At 62.6% G+C, this 20951-nt stretch carries 21 protein-coding genes; 5 read left to right on the top strand and 16 right to left on the bottom strand.

From position 1 onward, the window contains the following. Positions 1–67 precede the first annotated feature (67 nt). The gene (locus tag M8J71_RS01395) at positions 68–892 is read right to left on the bottom strand and encodes an alpha/beta fold hydrolase (RefSeq protein WP_256246229.1); all 825 of its coding nucleotides are present in this window, start codon (positions 890–892) and stop codon (positions 68–70) included. Between the two features lie 491 nt (positions 893–1383). Between M8J71_RS01395 and M8J71_RS01390 the strand changes: the two genes are divergently transcribed. Both M8J71_RS01390 and M8J71_RS01385 read left to right on the top strand, forming a co-directional pair. Next, positions 1384–2238: an alpha/beta fold hydrolase gene (locus M8J71_RS01390; protein WP_256246228.1), complete on the top strand. Its 855-nt coding sequence runs from the start codon at positions 1384–1386 to the stop codon at positions 2236–2238. A gap of 85 nt (positions 2239–2323) precedes the next feature. Further along, positions 2324–2920: a hypothetical protein gene (locus M8J71_RS01385; protein ID WP_256246227.1), complete on the top strand. Its 597-nt coding sequence runs from the start codon at positions 2324–2326 to the stop codon at positions 2918–2920. Between the two features lie 93 nt (positions 2921–3013). On the opposite strand, the gene katG is transcribed toward M8J71_RS01385, so the two are convergent. The 4 genes from katG to M8J71_RS01365 all read right to left on the bottom strand — a co-directional run bounded on the left by katG (position 3014) and on the right by M8J71_RS01365 (position 6904). Further along, positions 3014–5308: a catalase/peroxidase HPI gene (katG, locus tag M8J71_RS01380; protein ID WP_256246226.1), complete on the bottom strand. Its 2295-nt coding sequence runs from the start codon at positions 5306–5308 to the stop codon at positions 3014–3016. 165 nt (positions 5309–5473) lie between these two features. Beyond that, positions 5474–5794: a DMT family transporter gene (locus tag M8J71_RS01375; RefSeq protein ID WP_256246225.1), complete on the bottom strand. Its 321-nt coding sequence runs from the start codon at positions 5792–5794 to the stop codon at positions 5474–5476. Then, the gene (locus M8J71_RS01370; RefSeq protein ID WP_256246224.1) at positions 5791–6147 is read right to left on the bottom strand and encodes a DMT family transporter; all 357 of its coding nucleotides are present in this window, start codon (positions 6145–6147) and stop codon (positions 5791–5793) included. The genes M8J71_RS01375 and M8J71_RS01370 overlap by 4 nt, the downstream gene beginning before the upstream one ends. A 118-nt stretch (positions 6148–6265) precedes the next feature. Next, the gene (locus M8J71_RS01365) at positions 6266–6904 is read right to left on the bottom strand and encodes an isochorismatase family protein (RefSeq protein WP_256246223.1); all 639 of its coding nucleotides are present in this window, start codon (positions 6902–6904) and stop codon (positions 6266–6268) included. Between the two features lie 136 nt (positions 6905–7040). Here M8J71_RS01365 and M8J71_RS01360 point away from each other — a divergent pair, with 136 nt between their 5' ends. Continuing rightward, on the top strand, positions 7041–8006 hold the full coding sequence (locus M8J71_RS01360) for a GlxA family transcriptional regulator (RefSeq protein WP_256246222.1): 966 nt from the start codon (positions 7041–7043) through the stop codon (positions 8004–8006). A gap of 117 nt (positions 8007–8123) precedes the next feature. On the opposite strand, the gene M8J71_RS01355 is transcribed toward M8J71_RS01360, so the two are convergent. The 7 genes from M8J71_RS01355 to M8J71_RS01325 all read right to left on the bottom strand — a co-directional run bounded on the left by M8J71_RS01355 (position 8124) and on the right by M8J71_RS01325 (position 14871). After that, a complete protein-coding gene (locus M8J71_RS01355; RefSeq protein ID WP_256246220.1) occupies positions 8124–8447 on the bottom strand; it encodes a putative quinol monooxygenase in 324 nt (107 codons plus the stop codon). Positions 8448–8514: 67 nt separating this feature from the next. Next, the gene (locus tag M8J71_RS01350) at positions 8515–9687 is read right to left on the bottom strand and encodes a Gfo/Idh/MocA family protein (protein WP_256246219.1); all 1173 of its coding nucleotides are present in this window, start codon (positions 9685–9687) and stop codon (positions 8515–8517) included. Between the two features lie 68 nt (positions 9688–9755). Continuing rightward, positions 9756–10571, bottom strand: a complete 816-nt coding sequence (locus M8J71_RS01345) for a sugar phosphate isomerase/epimerase family protein (protein WP_256246218.1) — start codon at positions 10569–10571, stop codon at positions 9756–9758. Between the two features lie 63 nt (positions 10572–10634). After that, positions 10635–11624, bottom strand: a complete 990-nt coding sequence (locus M8J71_RS01340) for an ABC transporter permease (protein WP_079595157.1) — start codon at positions 11622–11624, stop codon at positions 10635–10637. A 3-nt stretch (positions 11625–11627) separates the two neighbouring features. After that, positions 11628–13133 carry a sugar ABC transporter ATP-binding protein gene (locus M8J71_RS01335; RefSeq protein WP_256246217.1) on the bottom strand — a complete coding sequence of 502 codons (1506 nt, stop codon included), beginning with the start codon at positions 13131–13133 and terminating at the stop codon, positions 11628–11630. 53 nt (positions 13134–13186) lie between these two features. Next, entirely contained in the window at positions 13187–14347 is a 1161-nt protein-coding gene (locus tag M8J71_RS01330) for a substrate-binding domain-containing protein (protein ID WP_256246216.1), read from the bottom strand. A 41-nt stretch (positions 14348–14388) separates the two neighbouring features. After that, positions 14389–14871, bottom strand: coding sequence for a hypothetical protein (locus tag M8J71_RS01325; RefSeq protein ID WP_256246215.1), 483 nt, complete (start codon positions 14869–14871; stop codon positions 14389–14391). A 213-nt stretch (positions 14872–15084) separates the two neighbouring features. Here M8J71_RS01325 and M8J71_RS01320 point away from each other — a divergent pair, with 213 nt between their 5' ends. Both M8J71_RS01320 and M8J71_RS01315 read left to right on the top strand, forming a co-directional pair. Continuing rightward, positions 15085–16164 carry a LacI family DNA-binding transcriptional regulator gene (locus M8J71_RS01320; protein WP_256246214.1) on the top strand — a complete coding sequence of 360 codons (1080 nt, stop codon included), beginning with the start codon at positions 15085–15087 and terminating at the stop codon, positions 16162–16164. Positions 16165–16277: 113 nt separating this feature from the next. Next, entirely contained in the window at positions 16278–16919 is a 642-nt protein-coding gene (locus tag M8J71_RS01315; RefSeq protein WP_256246213.1) for a DUF1345 domain-containing protein, read from the top strand. Between the two features lie 57 nt (positions 16920–16976). Here the strand turns inward: M8J71_RS01315 and M8J71_RS01310 are convergent, their stop codons facing one another. From M8J71_RS01310 to M8J71_RS01295, 4 genes are all read right to left on the bottom strand, one after another. Beyond that, complete coding sequence (locus M8J71_RS01310; RefSeq protein ID WP_256246212.1) at positions 16977–17570, bottom strand: hypothetical protein; 594 nt, start codon at positions 17568–17570, stop codon at positions 16977–16979. 16 nt (positions 17571–17586) lie between these two features. Next, positions 17587–18735, bottom strand: coding sequence for a zinc-dependent alcohol dehydrogenase (locus M8J71_RS01305; protein ID WP_256246211.1), 1149 nt, complete (start codon positions 18733–18735; stop codon positions 17587–17589). Between the two features lie 59 nt (positions 18736–18794). After that, complete coding sequence (locus M8J71_RS01300; RefSeq protein ID WP_256246210.1) at positions 18795–19943, bottom strand: glutathione-independent formaldehyde dehydrogenase; 1149 nt, start codon at positions 19941–19943, stop codon at positions 18795–18797. A gap of 586 nt (positions 19944–20529) precedes the next feature. Further along, positions 20530–20951, bottom strand: a 422-nt coding sequence (locus M8J71_RS01295) for a sugar phosphate isomerase/epimerase family protein (RefSeq protein ID WP_256246209.1), incomplete at its 5' end; no start/stop codon positions are given.

The following is a 20951-nucleotide window of genomic DNA, read 5'->3' as shown; positions in this document are numbered from 1 at the left end:
TCCCTGCTGATCCCGTGATCGCGGCTATTGACGACTTTTGAAATGCGGGGAGGGCCGGCGGCGCCTGTCACGAGCGGGTGTCGAGGTAGTGCAGAATCGCCCGGGCCGTTTCCTCCGGAGCGCTGACGTGGGGGCAGTGGCCGGTGGCCTGAAGCTGCACCAGGGTGCTGTGTTCCAGATTCTTGTGCAGGTAGGCGCCCACTTCCGGCGGGGCAAGCCGATCGTTGGAGCACTGCAGGATCAGGCAGTTGGTGCGCACCTTTTTCAGTTCAGGGCGGGTGTCGGAAAAGAAGGTTACCCCGGCGAAGTGCCGTGCGATGGCCGGGTTTGTCCGGCAGAAGCTGGCACGCAGGTCCTCCGCTAATTCCGGCTCCTGCGGGTTGCCCATAACCAGGGGCGCTACGGCCGCGGCCCAGGCGAAATAGTTGCTGTCCAGAGATGCCAGCAGGCCCTCGATGTCTTCCCGCGAAAACCCGCCCACGTAGCCGTCGTAAGGGTCATCGGTATGACGGGGTGAAGGGGCCAGCAGTACCAGGTGGGAGAAACGGTTGGGGTCCTGCACTGCGGCGATCACGGCGATCATCGTGCTGACGCTGTGGCCCACCAGGATGACGTCCTCAAGGTCAAGGGCGGCACAAATCTCCAGCAGGTCCGACGCGTATCCGTTCAGGGTCCCGTACTTCTCCCAGTCATAGGCGCTGATGTCCGAGTGTCCTGCGCCAACATGATCAAAAAGCACCAGCCGGTAATCATCGACGAAGTAGGGCAGCAGCTTCCGCCACATCGCCTGATCGCAGCCAAAACCGTGGGCGAACATCATGACAGGCCCATCATCCCGGCCGCATATGGTGACATTGTTCCGGCGGATTACCGCAGCAGCTGCTTCGATCACGTTCTCACTGACCCTCGCATAGGGTGTTCTCCTGCCCCAGACTATCCACGGGAAATAGAGAATCCCAGGGATCCTCCCACTATGACCTTCAAGACGACGTCGATACAGCCCACTACATGCCGAAGATTCCGTCAACCTGACTAGGGTCGGACAAACTGACCGTGGTGACTCTGTCCCGTCCCCAGTTCGGGTCAATACGGGTCCGAATCACCACCTCATTCACCACCTGTGGTGATGTTGTGTCACCACACCCATCCGTAGTTTTGGAACTGTCCCCGGCACCCAGGCCAGGGCCAACCACAATAACGGAGCCCGAGATAGCAATGAGTTCGCTTACAGACCATACAAAACGTCGACGGCCATTCCGCCGCACACGCAAAATACTTGGCCTTGTCGCTATCACTGCGTTGGCCATAACGCTCGCATCCACAGGCGCCAACGCGCTCCTGGAACAGCAGGAGAGATCGAGCACTGCCCAGTACGGTGAACTAGTGGAGGTCGCGGGAGGCTCACTGAACGTCGTCCGGGGTGGCACCGAAGGTGGACAGCCCCTGGTCCTTCTCAGCGGTCTGGGCACGATAGCTCCGGCGCTGGACTTCGCCCCTTTGATGAGGGAACTCGTTGCATACGACGTCATCGTCGTCGAGCGCTTCGGATACGGCTACAGCGACATGAATGCACGTGATCGGACGGTGGAGAATATCAACACCGAGCTCCACGAGGCCCTCTCCTCACTCCACCTCGGGAAGCCCTACGTTTTGGCTGGACATTCGATCGCGGGCTTCTACACACTCGACTACGCCAACCGGTACCCAAGCGAAGTATCCGCCGTTATCGGCATCGACCCCACCGTGCCCACCGCCGAGCTGGAGAAGGGATCCGCGGCTGGCGGCGGAATCAATATCATCGGGATACTGTCCGCAATTGGCCTGGTCCGCACCGTGGTGTCGGTCGCTCCCGGCGAGGTGGACCCGAAAAGCGACGACTTCACCACAACTGAATTGGAACGCATGCGCCAGATGACAATCTGGAACTTCGGCAACGCGGCAGTCGCCGACGAAAGTGCCCGAGTCGCCAGCAATGCCGCAGCACTCCACGGAGTGACCTACCCGGAGAACACGCCCGTTCTTCACTTCCTTGCCAGCGACAGCGTGACCGCCTTTCCGGACTGGCTCGAGTCGCACAAGAACCAGCTAAAGAGCGTCAACCGCCACGAAATCGTCGAGCTCAAGGGCATGCATAACCTGCACTGGACGCAGTCAGCGGCCATGGCTCAGAAGATCACACAGTTCCTTGAGGACACTGACAGCAACGGCCAGCCGGAGGACAAGGAACAGTCCTTTTAGCAGGAGCTAGTGAAAGCCAGGCAGACAACATAGCATCAGGCGAACCTCGAATTATTTGAGACCGCCCCAACCACGGAGGATGCACATGACAGAACTTGCAGAGCGCATCGAGCAGTTCACCGTGACTCAGAAGCTCACGTTGATGGTCAATCGCTACGAGATTCGTTCCGTCGCCGGAGACGGGCAGCCTGGGCACCTGCTCGCCGTCGCACAGCAGAAACGGGCCGCTTTCAAGGAACAGGTGACCTTCTACCAGGACGAGTCAAGGACCCTGCCGCTTTTCTCCTTCAAGGCCCGGCAACGCCTCGACCTCGGCGCCACATACGACGTGCTGGACGCCAATGGACAAGCGATCGGCAGCTTCCGGAAAGACTTTGGCAAGTCCCTGCTGCGGTCCACCTGGCACCTCGAAGCGTCCGGGCTAAAGGTCACCGGAAGTGAACGCAGCCTCGGGGTCGCCATCGGCCGGCGCATATGGGAAGCGACGCCGATTGGTGATGCGGTCCCTTCGCCCTTCCGTTTCCACTTCGACTTTTTCGACTCAAACGGAGAAGTGCTCATGACATCAGAACGGGGACGGTCCCTGCGCGACCGCTACCTCATCACCCTTCCAGGCGCACGACTCGACGGCCGGGTTGCGGCTGCGATGGCAGTGGCACTGGATGCTCTCCAGTCCCGATAGAGCCGCCAATTCCACAAAGGGTGCGAGGACGGGAAAAATCCGGTAGAGCGCGGGTCCGGGCCGGCCGCAGCTGCAGCCGGCCCGGACACCAGATCAGCGCAGGTCGAAGCGGTCCAGCTCCATCACCTTCACCCAGGCCGCCACGAAGTCGTTGACGAACTTCTCCCTGGCGTCATCGCTCGCATAGACCTCGGCGATCGCCCGGAGCTGTGAGTTGGAGCCGAAGACCAGGTCCACCGGCGTGGCGGTCCACTTCAGTTCGCCGGTGGCGACGTCGCTGATTTCGTAGACGTTCTCCTCCGCCTCCGACGCCTTCCACTTGGTGCCCGGTGAGAGCAGGTTGGCGAAGAAGTCGTTCGTCAGGACCTGAGGCCGGTCCGTGAGCACGCCGTGGGCGGAACCGCCCACGTTGGTGCCGAGGGCACGCATGCCGCCGATGAGCGCTGTCATCTCCGGTGCGGAGAGGTCCAGCAGGTACGCCTTGTCCAGCAGGAGGGTCTCCGGCTGGAGTTTCTCGCCGGGGCGCACATAGTTCCGGAACCCGTCTGCCCGCGGCTTCAGGTACTGGAACTGCTCGACGTCGGTCTGCTCCTGGGCGGCGTCGGTGCGGCCGGGCCGGAACGGCACGGTGATCGCGAAGCCTGCGTCCCGGGCTGCCTTTTCCACCCCGGCGCAACCACCGAGGACGATCAGGTCAGCCAGCGAGACCTTCTTGCCCCCGGCCTGGGCCGCGTTGAACTGCTGCTGGACCCTCTCAAGCGCCTGCAACGCCGTCGAAAGCTGGTCGGGTTCGTTGACCTCCCAGCCGCGCTGCGGCTCCAGCCGGATCCGCGCCCCGTTAGCGCCGCCGCGCCGGTCGGTCTTGCGGAAGGTGGACGCGGCGGCCCAAGCCGTGCCGGCGAGCTGTGAAACGGAAAGGCCCAAGTCCAGGAGCTGGGCCTTGAGCGAGGCGATGTCCTGCTCGTCGATCAGCTCGTGGTCCACTGCCGGGACCGGGTCCTGCCAGAGCTGCGCTTCCGGAACCCACGGCCCGAGCATGTGCGGGCCAACCGGGCCCATGTCACGGTGCAGCAGCTTGTACCAGGCCTTGGCGAAGGCGAGCTGGAACTCATCCGGGTTCTTCAGGAAGCGCTGCCCAATCTCCTCATAGACCGGGTCGAACCGCAGCGACAGGTCCGTGGTCAGCATGGTGGGCCGGTGCTTTTTGTTGGGATCATGCGCGTCCGGGATGATCTCGGGGGCATCCTTGGCAACCCACTGGTGCGCGCCGGCAGGGCTCTTGACCAGCTCCCACTCGTACTCGAACAGGATCTCCAGGAAGCGGTTGCTCCACTGGGTGGGCCGGTCCGTCCAGGTGACCTCGAGCCCGGAGGTGATGGTGTCGCCACCCTTGCCGCTGCCGTACGTGCTGAGCCAGCCCAGCCCCTGCGCCTCGAGGTTGGCGCCTTCCGGCTCGGGCCCTACGTGCGCGTCGGCGTCACCGGCGCCGTGGGTCTTGCCGAACGTGTGGCCGCCGGCGATCAGCGCGAAGGTCTCTTCGTCGTTCATCGCCATGCGCTTGAAGGTTTCGCGGATGAAGGCCGCAGCGAGTTTGGGATCCGGGTTGCCCATCGGTCCCTCGGGATTGACGTAGATCAGGCCCATCTCCGTGGAGCCGACCTCCTCCGACATTTGGCCCTCGCCGATGTAGCGTTCGTCGCCGAGCCAGGTGTCCTCCGGTCCCCAGAAGATTTCCTCCGGCTCCCACACGTCTTCGCGGCCGAAGGCGAAGCCGAACGTCTTGAAGCCCATGGACTCGAGGGAGACGTTGCCGGCCAGGACCAGCAGGTCCGCCCACGAGAGCTTCTGGCCGTACTTCTGCTTGACGGGCCACAGCAGCCGGCGGGCTTTGTCCAGGTTGGCGTTGTCCGGCCAGCTGTTCAGCGGCGCGAACCGCTGGCTGCCGTCCCCGGCGCCGCCGCGGCCGTCGTGGACGCGGTAGGTGCCGGCGGCGTGCCAGCTCAACCGGATCATCAGTCCGCCGTAGTGGCCGAAGTCCGCCGGCCACCAGTCCTGGGAGGTGGTGAGGACCTGGATGATGTCCTGCTTGAGCGCCTCGACGTCGAGCTTCTGGAACTCTTCGCGGTAGCTGAACGTGAGGTCAAGCGGGTTGCCCTTGGGATTATGGCTGTGAAGCACCGAGAGGTCAAGCTGGTTGGGCCACCAATCGGCGACGGTCCGCGGCCGGTGCCCCTTCGGCTCCGGCGAATCGATCGCAGGGTTTTCACTCTCGCTGCCGTGCGAGGTGACGCTGCCATGCGCCACCGGGCAGCCGCCTTCAACCTTGCTGTCCAGGCCTTGGGCACTTCCGGGGGTGGGGATCGGGGGGTGTTCCGGACGATCGGTCATGTGCTTCCTTCCATCTGGCCGAGGCCGTGGAGCGGACTCGGGCGGCCGGTTCAACCTTCCCATTTGAACATGGACGGCGTGGAGGTGGGAGAGCCCGTCCGCCATAAGAGAAACGGCCGCGTTGCCGTTGCACTTAAGTGATTTCCAGCTCCCGTTACGCGTCCGCTAGTGCGCTGCACCAAGCTCGATGAGCAGGACACCGCCGATGATGAGCCCCAGCCCGAGCATCATGATGGGGGTGATTTTCTCCTTGAAAAAGACGCGGCTGCCAAGGGCCGTCAGCGCGACGCCGGCCGCGGCCCAGATGCCGTAGGCAACCCCGAGACTCATTCCCTGGTCCAGGGTCAGGGTGAGGAGCGTGAACGCCAGGAAGTACCCGACGGCGACAGGTATGTACCAGCGCCGCTTACCGGTGGATGCGACGCGCAGGAACAGGGTGGCGGTTACCTCGGTGAGAATTGCCGCGGCCAGCAACAGCCACATCATGAGCGGGCCATTTCTTTTGCCGGTTCGTTTGCAGGTTCTTTATGCGATCCGAGTTCCACGCAGAGCACGCCGGCGATGACCATGGCGACGCCGATCATCATCACCGGCGTCAGTGCTTCGCCAAAGATGACGGCGGCCAGCAGCACCGTGAGTGTCACTCCCAAAGCAGCCCAGATGCCGTAGGCAACGCCGAGTCCCAGGCCTTTGCGGAGGACCGCCGCGAGGAAAGCGAAGGAAGCGGAATAGCCAAGAATCACCACGATGAAGAAGGCAGGATTATCCAACGCCGCTTTCAAGGAGAGGGACGCCGTCACCTCACTCAGGATCGCGCCGGCGAGGAGAAACCACTTCATGAAATTAGTCCTTGAGATTCGTTGGGGCTTGGTCCCCAAGCATGCAAACAGCGCGAATGCGTCCGGTGTTCCCGGGCTTCCCACCGGTAAAGGCAGGTGGGAAGCCGGGAACGGTTGGTTAAGCCTGGGGCGGGAGCTCCAGCCCGGCGACAGCTGAGCTGCCGAGGTCACTCCTGGTGAGGGCGTGCTGTGCAGTCAGGGCATCGGCCCACGTATCAGTATCGGCCACGGCTGCCCAGTTTGAGTTCAGCAGGGCGAGGAGCGTCGTGTGCACGGTCTTCGCGTCGGCGGAACCGGCGTCGTTGGCGAGGTTGATGGCGCCGGTGGCGTCGGAGAGGACTTCGGTGGTGAAGCCAAGGAACTCTGCCTCCACGGCGGAGGCGAGCACGCAGTTGTTGGTCATGTAGCCCGCCAAGGTGACTGTGTCGACGTCGTGCTTCCGCAGCCAATCAGCCAGGTCCGTACCGGCATAGACAGAGCCGTACTGCTTAACAAGCGACTTCCACTCACCGGTGCTACGGCGTTCAATCTCAGGGTGCAGCTCGAAGCCCGGCGTGCCGGGCGCAAAGACGGGCGCACCTTCGCCGGCAGAGTGCTGGATGACGGCAATCGGAATGCCCGCGGCGGTGGCGGCATCCACTGCCCGCGCAATCATGGGGAGGGACTCCTGGTGCGGCGGGTACTGGATTTCGAGGGGGCCGTCAAAGTACTGCTGCTGAACGTCGATGAGGATGAGGGCGCGGCGAGGGGTGCTCATGGTTGTTTTCTCCCGGGTGGTGACTTCCGGCCGCCGATTGGCAACTTCTCAAGTCTTCCCGGTGCCCATCTGAGCCAACAGTGGCACGAAGGCAGATGTACGATGGATTCGGGCCAAAGTAGCGGAAGGGGCCAGGATGAGGATCGCGGTCTACGCATTTTCTGGGGCGACAATGTTTCACCTGGCTGTTCCGCAGATGGTTTTTGACGAAGTAGCCCGTCAAGGCCTTGCCGAGTGGAAGACCTTTCTTTTCTCCGACCAGGAGGGCGAGGTTACTACCGCTGAGGGTTACCGGCTGGGCGGGGTCAAAGGGCCCAGGGCGGCGGAAGGGGCCGACGTCGTGGTGGTGCCTTCATGGTTCGACGACGGGCGCGTCCTGAGCGATTCGCTGCGGCAGGTGCTTCAAGGGGCGCATGGGCGTGCGGTGCCCATCTTGGGTTTGTGCCTTGGTGCGATTCCCGTTGCCGACGCCGGCTTGCTCGCCGGGCGGCGGGCCGTCACGCACTGGCAGGCTTTTGATTCCCTTGCCGGGCGGCACCCGGATATCGCCCTTGATCAGTCGGTGCTCTACATCGACCACGGGGATGTCCTGACCTCCGCCGGCACGGCCTCTGCATTGGATGCCTGCCTGCACCTTGTGCGAACCAAGCTTGGAGCGGAGGCCGCGAACCAGGTGGCACGCAGCCTCGTCATCGCGCCGCACCGGGAGGGTGGGCAGGCGCAATATATCGAGCGTCCTGTGCCTGCCCGCTCCACCGATGATCCAATTTCCCAATTGCTCGAATGGACCCTGGGCCGCCTGGGTGAACCGCTCACCATCGACCGGCTCGCCGCCCAGGCGCACCTGAGCCGGCGCACCTTTGTCCGCGCGTTCCGGGCCGCAACGGGGACGACGCCGGCCGCCTGGATCCGAGCGCGCCGCCTTGACGCAGCCCGGCGGCTGCTCGAAACCACTGATCTTTCGATAGATCAGATCTCCGCCGACTGCGGATTCGGCAACGCCGTCACCCTCCGGCAAAACTTTGCAGCCGCCTTTTCCACGACGCCAACGGAGTACAGGCGCCACTTTGACGCCCGGGTTGGGCCAGCGGGCTCGCCTTGATCAACGACGCCGGCGGGCGGGCAGCGTAGCCCACCCGCCGGCGTCGAACGTTGGTTTCCAGGGTCCGCGTCAGTCGACGAGGCCTGCTGCGCCCAGCTCCATGGGCAGGACACCGGCTTAGGTGAGCGGCGAGAGGGGAGTGACGGAAAACGGTACTGCCAATAGCGGTTCGACTTCCTTCACAAACTCCTTGACATGGACTTCTTCGTTATGTGCTGCGAGGTCCTCGTTACGGGCCCAGCCTTCGAAGAGAACGAACGTGCCGGGCTGATGTTCGTCAGAGAAAACGGTGTATTCCAGGCATCCTGGGTCTTTCCGGCTGAGCGTCTGCAGAGCGTGGAGGGCTTCCTGGAGGTCGGCTTCGTGCCCTGCTTTGGCGATGAAAACCGGCATGAGCCAGACTTCTGCAGTCTCCTGGCGGACAGGGAGGGAATGTGGCATTTTGTCTTCCTGGGTTAGGGTCCTGGGTTCCGGGAGGGACGGCTTTTCGCCGTCCCTCGGAAACGGGTTAATCGGTGATCTGCGGAACGTCCACCCATGATTCTTTTGCAGCAGATTCGACAATTGCGTCGTCGATGAGGGCCACCTGATAGCCGTCTGCGAAGTTGGGGCTCACGCTGCCGCCTTCTGCAATCGCCTTGAAGAAGTCGTACGCTTCGATGATCTTCGTTTCCCCGTAGCCAATGCCCAGGGCTGGAATGGGCCAGAGGCCTTCTCCGTAGGGATGGGCCGGGCCGGTGTACACGGTGCGGAATCCGCGGCGGTCGGCCTGGTCGGAAGCGAAGCAGACCTGCAGCTCATCGCGTCGTTCGTAGTTGAAGACGATGCTGCCTTCGGTTCCGTGGATTTCGAAGGTGATGTAGTTGTTCCTTCCGTGCGCGTTGCGTGTCGCCTCCACGGATCCCACGGCTCCGTTGGCGAACCGGATCATTGTCATGACCTCGTCGTCGACATCAACCTCACCCCGAGGGCCCTCTCCGCCCCGTACGGTGCCGAGCGCATCGGCCCCGCCCGCCTGGAGGGGCCGCTCGGGGATCCAGGTGGACAGGACGGCGTTGACGGCGCTGAACTCGCCGACGAGGTAGCGGGCCATATCGAAGACGTGCGTGGCGATATCGCCAAGTGCGCCGGAACCTGCGATCGACTTTTGGAATCGCCAGGACAATGGCGAGTTAGGGTCGGCGCTCCAGTCCTGCAGGTAGGTGCCGCGGAAGCTGATGACTTTGCCTATTGCACCTTCCTCGATGTACTTCTTGGCCAGCGCGACTGCGGGGGTGCGCCGGTAGTTGAAGGCCACCATGTGGACGATGTTCTTGTCTTTGACTGCGTCATACATGGCCTTGGATTCCTCACCCGTGCGGGCCAGGGGCTTTTCACAGATGATGTGCTTGCCCGCTTCGGCGGCGGCAATGGCGATTTCAGCGTGGAGATGGTTCGGCGTTGCAATATCCACGACGTGGATGTCCGGATCTTCGATAATGCTGCGCCAGTCAGAGGTGGAGTTTTCGAAGCCGAAGCGACGGGCCGCTTCGGCTGCCATTTCCGGATTGGCCTCCGCGATGACCTTGCGGACCGGGAGAGCCGGTGCCGGCCAGAAGAACATAGGCATGGCGGCGTAAGCGAGGGAGTGGGCTTTGCCCATAAAGCCCCCACCGATGAGGCCGACGTTGAGGTTCTGCATGTGAACGAGGTTCCTTTCGGAAAAGACGGGAGTCGCCGAGGCTGGCTTTCCCTGATGGTCAAAATTGGTTAGAGGATTTTCTCGAGATACTTCTTGCTGATTTCGGCAGCTTCGCGGGGATCGCCGTCGTAGTTGTCGAGTTCGACCATGAGCCAGCTGTCGTATCCGCTTTCCCGGATGGCTGCAATGATGTCCGGGAAGTCGAGTTCGCCCTGGCCCAGCGGGAGGAAGTTGAACGGGTTCTGCTGGAAGTCTTTGAGGTGGACGTGCCGGATCCTGTCGGGATACTTCCGGATGACCGCCGCCGGGTCTGCTCCGCCGGCTGCAAGATGTGCCGTGTCCGGGCAGAAGCCTATCCGGGTGAGCGGCATCAGCTTGTCCAGCTCGTCCGGGCTCTCCACGATGGTGCTGAGATGCGGGTGGTAGCTTGCCGACAGCCCGAAGCTTTCTGCGATGTCCGTTACGCTGTCCAGCGCTTCCCCGAGGCGGCGGTAGTCCTCCTCGTTGGTCCCGGCAGCACGTCGTGCCCCACCACCAACCACGAGCCGTTCCGCTCCGAAGTTCGCCGCCAGCTCGGCGGCCCGGTGGATCCGGTGCATTTCGTCGGGAAGGATGTCGGCGTAAATGAAGTTGGCCCCGGTATACACACTTGCCAGGGAGACTCCGGAGCTGCTCAGGAGCTCTTTGAGTTCCTCCGGCTTTTCGGCGTACTCCGCGAGGTTGCCGTCGAACATTTCCACACCTTCATACCCGACAGATGCGATGTCCCGGACGGCATCGTTCATTGGTCCGTGGGTCATGTAAAAAAGGTCCTTGACGCTCGTCACGCCTTGGGGGTGGCCGACGACGCCGCCCCAGGTGATGGAACAGTAACCAAGTTTCATTGTTTGTGCCTTTCGACTGCAGAGATGGACTGCAAGTTGCGTGCCGGAATCATCGGCACTGTTTTACTTCTTCCGGGCAAGCGCGACGGCGAGAATGATGATGACGCCGCGGACCACCTGCTGCTGGCTGCTGTCGAGCCCGGCCAGGATCAGTCCGTTGTTGATCAGGCCAATCAGCAGGGCCCCGAAGAGCGTTCCGACGATTGAGCCGAATCCGCCAAAGAGGCTGGTTCCGCCCAGGATGACCGCTGCGATGGCGGAGAGTTCGTCGCCTGCTCCCCATTGGAATCGGCCCGACTCCAGGCGGCCGGCGTACAGCATGCCGGCGACGCTCGCTACCATGCCCGAGATGAGGAGCACCTGGAATTTGATCCGCTTGGTGTTGATGCCGGTGAACTCTGCCGCGTTGCGGTTGCCACCTGTGGCGAGGACCTGCCGGCCGAACCGGGTGCGGTTCAGTACGACGGCGCCGATGGCGACGAAGATGGCGCTCCAGACCACCAAGCCCGGAATGGGACCGAAGTTCCCCGATCCGAACAGCGTGTTGAAGGTGTCATTCAGAATCGGCTGGGGCGCCGAGGCGGTAATCCACTGGGCAACGCCAACGGCTATTCCCAGCATGCCGAGGGTCACCAGGAAGGAGGGGATGCCGAGGAGGCTCACCAGGGCGCCGTTGACCGATCCGACCACGAGCCCGACGGCGAGCCCGGCCAGAATGCCGGGGATCAGGCCCCACTGGGAGAGGGCCATAGCGGTGCAGACACTGGAGAGGCCAGCTACGGATCCGACGCTCAGGTCGATTTCCGCGCATGCGATCACGTATGTCATGCCGACTGCGATGACGGTGATGGTGGCAGTCTGCCGGAAGATGTTCAGCAGGTTGTTCGGCGACAGGAAGCCCTGGTCGCGCAGCAGAACGGCGAAGAACAGGAAGACGACGACGAAGCCGATGTAGATGACGTAGCGTCGCCAGTCGAGTTCTTTCAGGATGGTGCCAAATTGACGGGGTGCCGCGGTGGTGTCCCGGGGCGCGATGGTGTTTGCCTTGCTCACTGTTCAGACTCCCTGGACTGCAAGTTGAAGATATTCCTCGTCAGCGATCTCGCTGCGGGGGATGTCGCGGATGATGGAGCCGTCCTTGAGGACGAGGACGCGGTCGCTGACCGCGAGTAGTTCGGGGTACTCGGAGGAGATGACGATGACCGCTTTGCCGGCACTGGCCAACTCACGGATCATGTCCAAAATTTCGCTTTTGGTGCCGATGTCGACGCCGGCCGTTGGCTCGTCCAGGATCAGGATGTCCGGATCGGTGCCCAGCCACTTGGCGATGACCACCTTCTGCTGGTTGCCGCCCGAAAGCAGCCGCACCGGCCGGTGGGGGTGGGCTACCTTTACTGCGAATCTCTTGATCAGCGACGAGGACAATTCCTTGCCTTTGGTGCCGTCCAGGAGGGGTCCGCGCTGAATCTGTCCAAGCAGCGGCAGCAGCAGGTTGTCCTGGACGGAATGCTCCAGGACCAGGCCTTGGGCCCTGCGGTCCTCGGGGATGAGGGCGACTCCTGCGTTGATGGCCTGCTGCGGAGTTGCAAGATTGACCTTTTTGCCGCGAAGCAGGACTTCACCGCTGTCCACTTTGTCAATGCCGAAGAGCGCGCGGGCAAGCTCGGTGCGTCCGCTGCCCATGAGACCTGCCAGGCCGAGGATTTCGCCGGGCCGGAGCGCGAAGGAAACATCCCGGACCCGGTGGCCGGCATTCAGCCCGCGGACTTCCAGAAGGGGTTCCACGTCCTGGTCCACAGGACGGGCACGATAGGAAAGCTGGCCCTCGATCTTTTTGCCAACGATTCCTTCTACGATCTGCTCGGGAGTGACGTCAGTGAGCGGCTCGGTGAGGAGGTGGCGGCCGTCCCGAAGGATGGTGATGCGGTCTGCCAGCCTGTACACCTCGTCCATGCGGTGGGAGATGTAAATGATGGAGATGCCACGCCGCTTAAGGCGGTCAATCAGTTCGAAGAGGGCCTCGGACTCGTGCCGCGCCAGGCTGGCGGTCGGTTCGTCCATAATCAGCACAGTGGCGTTCTGTGCGAGGGCCTTGGCGATTTCCGTCAGCTGCCAGTAGGCGGTGCCGAGCCGCGAGACCTCTGCCCGGGGGTCGACGTCGACCTCCATCTCGGCGAAGACCTCCTTGGCCCGCTTCACCGCTGTTCGGTCGTCGATGAGCCCGCCCGGGCCGAGCGGTTCAGCGGCGAGGAAGATGTTCTGCGCAACGGTCAGGCTCGGCACGAGGCTGAATTCCTGGAAGACCATGCCGATCCCGGCGGCCTTCGCGTCCTGGATCGAGTTGATGGAGGCAGGTTTTCCTCCGACGAGGATCTCGCCGGCGTCTGTCTGGTAGACGCCCTGGAGGATTTTCATGAGCGTGGACTTCCCGGCACCGTTACCGCCTGCCAGTGCGTGGACCTCGCCGTGGCGGACGTCGAAGCTGACATCCTTTAGCACGGAAACGCCATTGAAGCCCTTGGAAATCGAGCGCATCTCGACGACATTGTCTGCGGTGTTCATTGTTGCCCTTTCGGCGCGGTGCGGGGGTGGGGCCCCCGCACCGTCGGGTCTGGCTACTGCTTGTAGGACTCTTGAATGTCCTTAGGGGCGTCCTCGTGGTAAACCTGCTTCCAGGCTTCGAGGACGTTTGAGTGGTCAACTGGGAGGGCGCTCAACGCCACGTAGGCCGGCGCTTCCTTACCGAGCAGGGCGCCTGCGCCCAGCCGTGCTTCAGTAACACCCTGGTCGAAGGGAACCTGTGCTCCGAGGCCGACGACGAGCTCGTCCTTGGCCAGGGCGATGGCAACGTTCTTGCCGAGGTCCTCTGTGGCGATCTTCAAATCCTTCCGGCCGGCGGCGCGGGCTGCTGCCATGACACCTTCTGCCGGGACGTCCCATACCGCCCAGATGCCGGCGAGATCGGGGTACTTGCTGATCATGGCGTTGGCAGCAGCCTGGGCGTCTCCAGCGAAGTCCGGGCCGGCGATGCCCTTTTCCTCCACTATCTGGATCTCCGGGTATTCCTTGGTAATGGTGTCCTTGAATCCTTCGTGGCGCTGCTTGGTCACAAAGAAGTCGGCTTGGTGGAAGACAAGGCCGATCTTTCCCTTGCCGCCGAGCGCCTTGGCCATCTGGTGAGCAGAGACGACGCCGTTGCCGTAGTTGTCTGCAGAGACAACGGAGACGTAGTCCTGGCCGGCGGTCAAGCCCTGGGGAACGTTGTCCATGAAGATGAGCTTCGTGCCGGCAGCAGCGGCCTTCTTGTAGGCGGAGGCGGTGGCAACGGGATCCGTGGGGATGGACACGATGATGTCCGGGTCCTGTGTCATCACTGTCTCGAGGTCGGAGACCTGCTTGTCCGGCTTGAAGTTCGCATCGGTTGTGGCGATGACCTTGATGCCCAGCTTTTCGAATTCGCTCTTCAATCCGTTGACTTGTGCTGTGGCCCAGTCATTGCCGCCGTAGTGCATCACAATTGCTGCTGTGGCGTTGAGTCCTTTGACCTTCTCGATCTCTTCAGGCGTCAGGTCTGCAACGGACGCGGGGGAGGGCGTTTCGCCGTTGGGGCCCTTGCTCAGGACCTGTCCCGTGATCTTGTCGAGGGCCTGTTGAGCCTTTTCGGAGATACCGGCGTCAGGAGCGTTCGAACTAGCCGTTGTGGAACTGCTGCAGGAGGCGACCGAAAGTGACAGGACTGCTGCCACGGCCATGAGGGGAAGCCTGCGGATCATCATTGTTCTCCAGTGCTTTGAGGTGGATGGATGGTTGGGGTGGATCAGGCGAGGGCTATGGCCAGCGCCGGGGGAATTGGTGACAGGACGAGGCCACCGGCCGCGGAGGCCGAGCGGATAGCTGCAGCCTTGTCCGAAGCGCACAGGAGCGCCTGCGCATGCTCTTTAGTGACGAAGAAGCCCAGGGAGCACGGCCCATAGTGGGTTTGCACCCACCTCACTGCCTCGCCCGCCGCTTTGCTCATTTCACCGCCGGCTTCAGCAGCCGGGCCGTCCAGCGTGGACACAGTTGCGCCTCCACCGGACTTGTCAACGGTGATGACCATGCTGGCCCAAAGGTGGTTGTCATCGAAGATGCAGGCAACGGCCGAGGAGCCAGCGGCGACGAAGGCTCGGACAGCTACGGCGAGATCATCGACTGCTTGGTCCGTGAGGAGCATTTCCAGGTTTGTCCACTGCGCCCGGTGAACATTTCGAAGCCTGAAACGGGAATCGAGCGTAAGTGCGTCTGCAACAGTGCCAGGCATGTCCGCTCCTTCCTCATTGAATGTCTGCTTCCGTAAACGCTAACGCTGATGCCGTGAACGTTTACGGAAACGATCGTAAACGTTTACGGAGCCGCGTGTCAAAACTCACAGCAGCAGGACGCGCAGGCTGGCGGCAGGACGCCGTCGACATAGGATTAGGACGCACGAAGCCCGCCGCCGGCGTTGGCGCCGGCAGCGCGAGACAGGAGAGGCATGGCAGACGCTGAAATCCCACGTGGGGCAAGGGGAGGGCTGGCGGACGCCTCGTTGCGCCGGAAGCCGACCATCAATGACGTGGCCCAACTCGCCGGGGTCTCTTTTGGGACGGTCTCGCGGGTTCTCAACAACGCACCGGACGTCAGTACAGCAACCCGTCAGCGGGTTTTGCAGGTCATTCAGGACATCGGGTACCGCCGGAACAGGGCAGCGACAGCGCTGGTCACCAGCCGGTCGACGTCCATAGGGATACTTTCCGACGGCTCCCCGCGGTTCGGGCCGGTGGGGACACTCATGGCCCTTGAGAACGTGGCGCGGAAGAAGGGCTATGCCACTACGGTCATCAGCGTCGACCAGCCTTATGCAGAGTCTGTGCAGCCCGCCCTGGACACCCTCGATGACGTCGGCGTAGGTGGAATCATTGTTATCGCTCCAGTGGTGGACATGGCCGCAGCTGTCTGGAATGCATCATGCCGCGTGCCCGTGGAGATGATTGCCGCAGGTGCATCATCAACCCCCAACGTGTTCACATACTCCGAAAACCAGGAGCTTGGAGCGCGGCTGGCCACCCAACATCTCATCGACTTGGGCCACACAGACATCGCCCACATCGCCGGTTCAATGGATTGGTTCGACGGACGGGTCCGCAAGCGTGGCTGGGAGGCCGCGCTTCGTGACGCCGGGCTTTCCCCGGGCCTCTGCCTCGAGGGCGACTGGAGCCCTCGATGGGCCTACGAAACCGGCCTCCGGTTGGTCCGCGAGGACAGGGTCCCCCAAGCGATCTTCGCGGCCAGCGACCACACCGCCCTCGGGCTAATTCGCGCGTTCGCCGAAAATGGGGTCCGCGTCCCGGATGACGTGAGCATTGTCGGCTTTGACGACATTGAAGGTTCAGACTATTTCCTGCCGCCCCTGACCACCGTCCGCCAGGACTTCACCGCATTGGCGCTCATGAGCATGGAGGTGCTGATCGGCGCCATGGAGGGGCGGGAGGTAGACCGTACTCCCATCGCGCCGACGCTCGTTGTGCGCAGCAGCTCCACCCACGCCGCACCCCGCAAGTCCCAGGAGGCGTAGCACTGCGAACCCTTGCGCGCATGTCCACCACTGCGCACACTGGACGAATGTGAGGAATGAACCCTGCCGGCCCGAGGCCAGGGCGGGGCTGCAACGTCCTTCGAGGAGCATTGATGAACGGTCGGATCCTGTCAGCTCGCCGTGCTCTTGTCTGTGTCGCGGTCGGCGCGGTGGCCGGCATTATCGCAGCGGTGGCCACAGAACCTTCCCTTGGTCCCCTGGTCGGGTGGTGCACCGCCGGCGTCACCGCTCTGGCATGGGTGTGGCGGATCTGCTGGCGGCAGGATCCGGCAGGGACTGAACGGGTGGCCCGCGAGGAGTCCGTTCCCCATGTGACCGACAATGCGATCATCACGGCCTGTATCGCGAGCATCGCCGCTGTGGTGGTCGCCTTGATCCAGTCAAGCAACCAGAACGGAGATGCGACCTCGATCGCATTGGTCATCCTGGGCGTCCTCGGCACGATTGTTGCGTGGGCGCTCGTCAACACCGTCTATGCCTTGAAGTACGCCCGCATGTACTTCCTGGATCACCCCGACGACGGGTTCGACATCAAGCAGGAGAGGCAGCCTACCTACAGCGACTTCGCATACTTCGCTTTTACCGTGGGGATGTCCTACGCCGGGCCTGAGATCGAGCCAATCAATAGTGAGGTCCGGCGCAAAGCTCTTCTTCACGCTCTCCTGTCATATTTTTTTGGCACAGTCCTGATCGCGGTCTCCATCAATCTGGTCACGAACCTGGGGCAAGGATGACGTGCGGGTGTCACCAGCACATGCGTTGCTGGTGACACCCATCGCCGTTCTGGCAGGTCAGTTGTCAGGCTCTGTGCGCTCCTTTCGCAAGGTCCTATAGGCCGTTGCGAGCCCTACAGCCGCCAGCGCCCAAGGGGCGGCCACGATGATCGGGTCGATCCACTGGTGGTTGGTGTCGGCGCGTTTTTGTCCCAAGCGGGAGCTGACACCGTGGCGGGAGAATTCGCTGAGCACGCCGGTTTCAGTGATGGGGTTGTCCGGGCGCAGGGTCGCCAGGGACTTCACGTGGTGTTCCGTGGCGTCCACGCGGTCTGCGGCGACGAGCAGGAGCCAGTGCGCTGCCCGGCCTTCGCTGTATTTGTAGGCGTATTTCCGGAGGGCCCCGGACGCGCCCTTGGGTGGGGTGGAGGTGCCGAAAACGGGGGTCAGGAAGGCGTGTTCGACGGACCGTTCCCGGGGCCATTTCTCGGGCTGGCGTTCGGGGAAGTCCCAGTGCGCGCCGGTCTCGATGCCTGGCTGTTCGCGGGGGTAGGAGGGCCTGTCGGCCGGGTCCAGGTCCGCACCCCAGCCCGGGATCCTGGCCCGCAGGTCCTCTACGGATTCCTTGAGGGCCGGTTTGGTGGCGGTGTAGGGCGTTGGTATGGCAGCCATGATGGTTTTTTTCCTTTCAGGCCGGGCTGGGAACGACGAGCGGTTTGATGCAGTTATCGAGTTTGGCGGAGAAGATGTGGTATCCCTCGGCGATGTGTTCCAGCGGGATGCGGTGGGTGATGATGTCGCTGGGTTTGAGGTAGCCGTTGCGGATGTGTTCGAAGAGCCGGGGCCATTGCCGTTTGACCGGGCATTGGTTCATCCGCAGCGTCAATCCTTTGTTCATCGCGTCGCCGAATTTCACGGCGCTGAAGATGGGGCCGTAGGCGCCGACCACGGACACGGTGCCGCCCTTGCGGACGGAGTCGATGGCCCAGTTCAGGGCGATGGGGGAGCCGCCCTGGAGTTTGAGTTTGCTGCTGGTGACGTGCTGGAGGAAGTTGCCGTCGGCTTCGGCGCCTACGGCGTCGATGACGACGTCGGCGCCGAGGTAGTCGGTCTCCTTCTTCAGGTGGACCACAATGTCGTCGTATTCGGCGAAGTTGTAGGTTTCGGCGTGCGCGAAGGTGCGGGCCTTTTCCAGCCGGTACTCCAGATGGTCGACCACGATGACCCGGCCTGCGCCCATCAGCCAAGAGGACTTGGCGGCGAACAGGCCCACCGGCCCGGCACCGAACACCACCACGGTGTCGCCTTGGGCGATGTCGCCGAGTTGGGCGCCGAAGTAGCCGGTGGGGCAGGCGTCGGTGAGCAGGACGGCGTCCTCTTCGTCCATCCAGTCGGGGATCAGGCCTGGCCCGACGTCGGCGAAGGGGACGCGTACGTACTCGGACTGTCCGCCGTCGTACCCTCCGCAGGTGTGGGAGTAGCCGTAGATGCCGCCCACCGCCGTCGCGTTCGGGTTTACGTTGTGGCAGTTCGAATACAGCCCGCGGGCACAGAAGTAACAGGACCCGCAGTAGATGTTGAACGGGACCATCACCCGGTCTCCGACGGCCAGGTTCTGCACCGAGGAGCCCACCTCGTGCACCACGCCGATGAATTCGTGCCCGAACGTCATTCCCACCCGGGTATCGGGCATCATGCCGTGGTACAGGTGCAGGTCAGAACCGCAAATCGCAGCCCTCGTCACCCGCACGATCGCATCGTTGGGATGCTCGATCTTCGGAATGTCCTTTTCTTCCACGCGCACCTTGTAGGGTCCGCGATACACCATTGACCGCATCAGTACCGCCTCCGGAAAATAGTTATTTCTGACATCTCAAATCTCCTGTCTGGGCTTTCTCAGGCGTTGGCTGGGTGGAGGACGACTTTGGTCCAGCCGTCTTCGCGGCTGTCAAAGTTTTTGTAACCTTCGGGGGCCTGGTCCAGCGGCAGTTCGTGGCTGACGATGAAGGAGGGGCTGGCCTTTCCGCCGGCGATGAGGTCGCGCAGGGCCCGGTTGTATTTCTTGACCGGGCACTGGCCCGATCCCATCGTTTGTCCCTTGAACCAGTAGTTTCCGTAGTCGAAGGCCACCTGCCCCTGCTTTTCGAGCTCATCGGGGCCGCCAGGGTCCTGGGGCAGGAACACGCCTACAACGCCCAGGCCACCGACGAACCGGACGGAGTCCACGAGCCGGTTGAGGGTCTGGTTGGGATGTTCGTTTCCTTCCGGGTCGTGTGCCTGGTAACCGACGCATTCGCAGCCCCGGTCGGCCCCGAACCCCATGGTCTGGTCCTTGACGAACTCAACAGGGTCCACGGCGGAATCATCCACGGGGATTGCGCCGATCTGTTCGGCCAGCTTCAGGCGGTCCTTTTGGCGGTCCACCACCATGACTTTTCCGGCGCCTTTGATAATGGCCGAGTAGGCGGCCATGAGGCCTACTGGTCCTGCACCGTAGATGACCACGGAGTCACCCGGGTACACCCCCGCCAGCTCGGTGGCGTGCCAGCCGGTGGGGAAAATATCGGCGAGCATGACATAGTCGAGCTCCTTCTCCACGGAGTCCTCGCCCAGGCGCAGGCAGTTGAAGTCACCGTACGGCACCCGCAGGTATTCGGCCTGCCCACCCTGGTACGGGCCCATATCCGCGAAACCGTAGGCCGCGCCTGCGAGCTGAGGTTCCGGCTGCATGGTCAGGCAGTAATTAGTGAAGCCCCGATCGCAGTTCTTACAGAATCCGCAGGCGATATTGAACGGCAGCACCACGCGTTCGCCCACCTTAACTTTGCTGACCGCCGGGCCGGTCTCAACTACTTCGCCCAGGTTCTCGTGTCCAAAGGTGCGGCCGGGTTCGAAGCTGGTGCGGCCCTCGTACATGTGCAGGTCTGAGCCGCAGATATTCGCTGCGGTAATCCGCACCAGTACGTCGGCGGGATGTTCTATTTTGGCGTCCGGTACGTCTTCGACGCTGACGTTGTTCGGTCCTTTGTAAACTACTGCCTTCACTTTTCCGCTCTTTTCTTCTATCCCATCCCGATCGTTGGTCCAGTACTGGTAGCTTCCGGGCATAGCAAAGCAAGGGCCGGCAGGCCGGCGACCCGGAAAAGGGGGGGGAGTGTCACCCGATACGCGTATTGGAGCTGGCGAAGGAATGGGGGAACAAGGATGGTGGCCCCTGAGCCCACCCAAGGCTCGTAGGCCAAAAGGTTTTCAGACCGCCAGGCTGTCCGGGAAAAAATCCCGCCTGACGGCTGTACGCAAAAGAGAAACTGCTCGAACCCTAATGCTAAGCAACCTTAGTAACGGTGTCGAGGGGTCACCGGAAAAATGTGGAGACGATGCCGCGTCGAGGATTTGCCGCCGGATAAGACTGGGCCAGTTCGCAGCCTGCAACTCAGGACAAACCGACTGGATCCTTTTTTCACGGCTCTTTAACAACCGGAACATCAGGTTGGAGTGGATCTATAACCAAAAAAGGCCAATGCTGTCTCCAAGCCGAGACTTGAAGACAGCATTGGCGGGATTCTCGACGACTTCGGCCTTGGAACGTGAGCCCGCTGCCTTAGAACACCCAACGACCGAAAATCAGTCCTTACTGCTTGAAGGCGGCGTCGAAGGAGGTGTTCGACGGCGGGAAGTCGAACTTTTTGAGGGCGGCGAGGGCTTCGGGGGCGCCGTGGAGGCGGTCCATGCCGGCGTCTTCCCACTCCACGGAGATGGGGCCGTTGTAGCCGATCGCGGACAGGGCGCGGAAGGATGCTTCCCAGGGGACGTCACCGCGGCCGGCGGAGACGAAGTCCCAGCCCCGGCGCGGGTCGCCCCAGGCGAGGTGGGAGCCCAGGACGGTGTTCCGGCCGGTCTGGCGGACCTTGGTGTCCTTGCAGTCAACGTGGTAGATCCGGTCCTTGAAGTCCCAGATGAAGGAGACGGGGTCGATGCCCTGCCACATCATGTGTGACGGGTCCCAGTTCAGCCCGAACGCGGGGCGGTGGTTGATCGCTTCGAGGGTGCGGA

Origin of the sequence: Pseudarthrobacter sp. R1 (genome assembly GCF_024494415.1) — a bacterium.
Lineage (GTDB): Bacteria > Actinomycetota > Actinomycetes > Actinomycetales > Micrococcaceae > Arthrobacter.
This window is presented reverse-complemented; position numbering and strand designations above follow the sequence as displayed.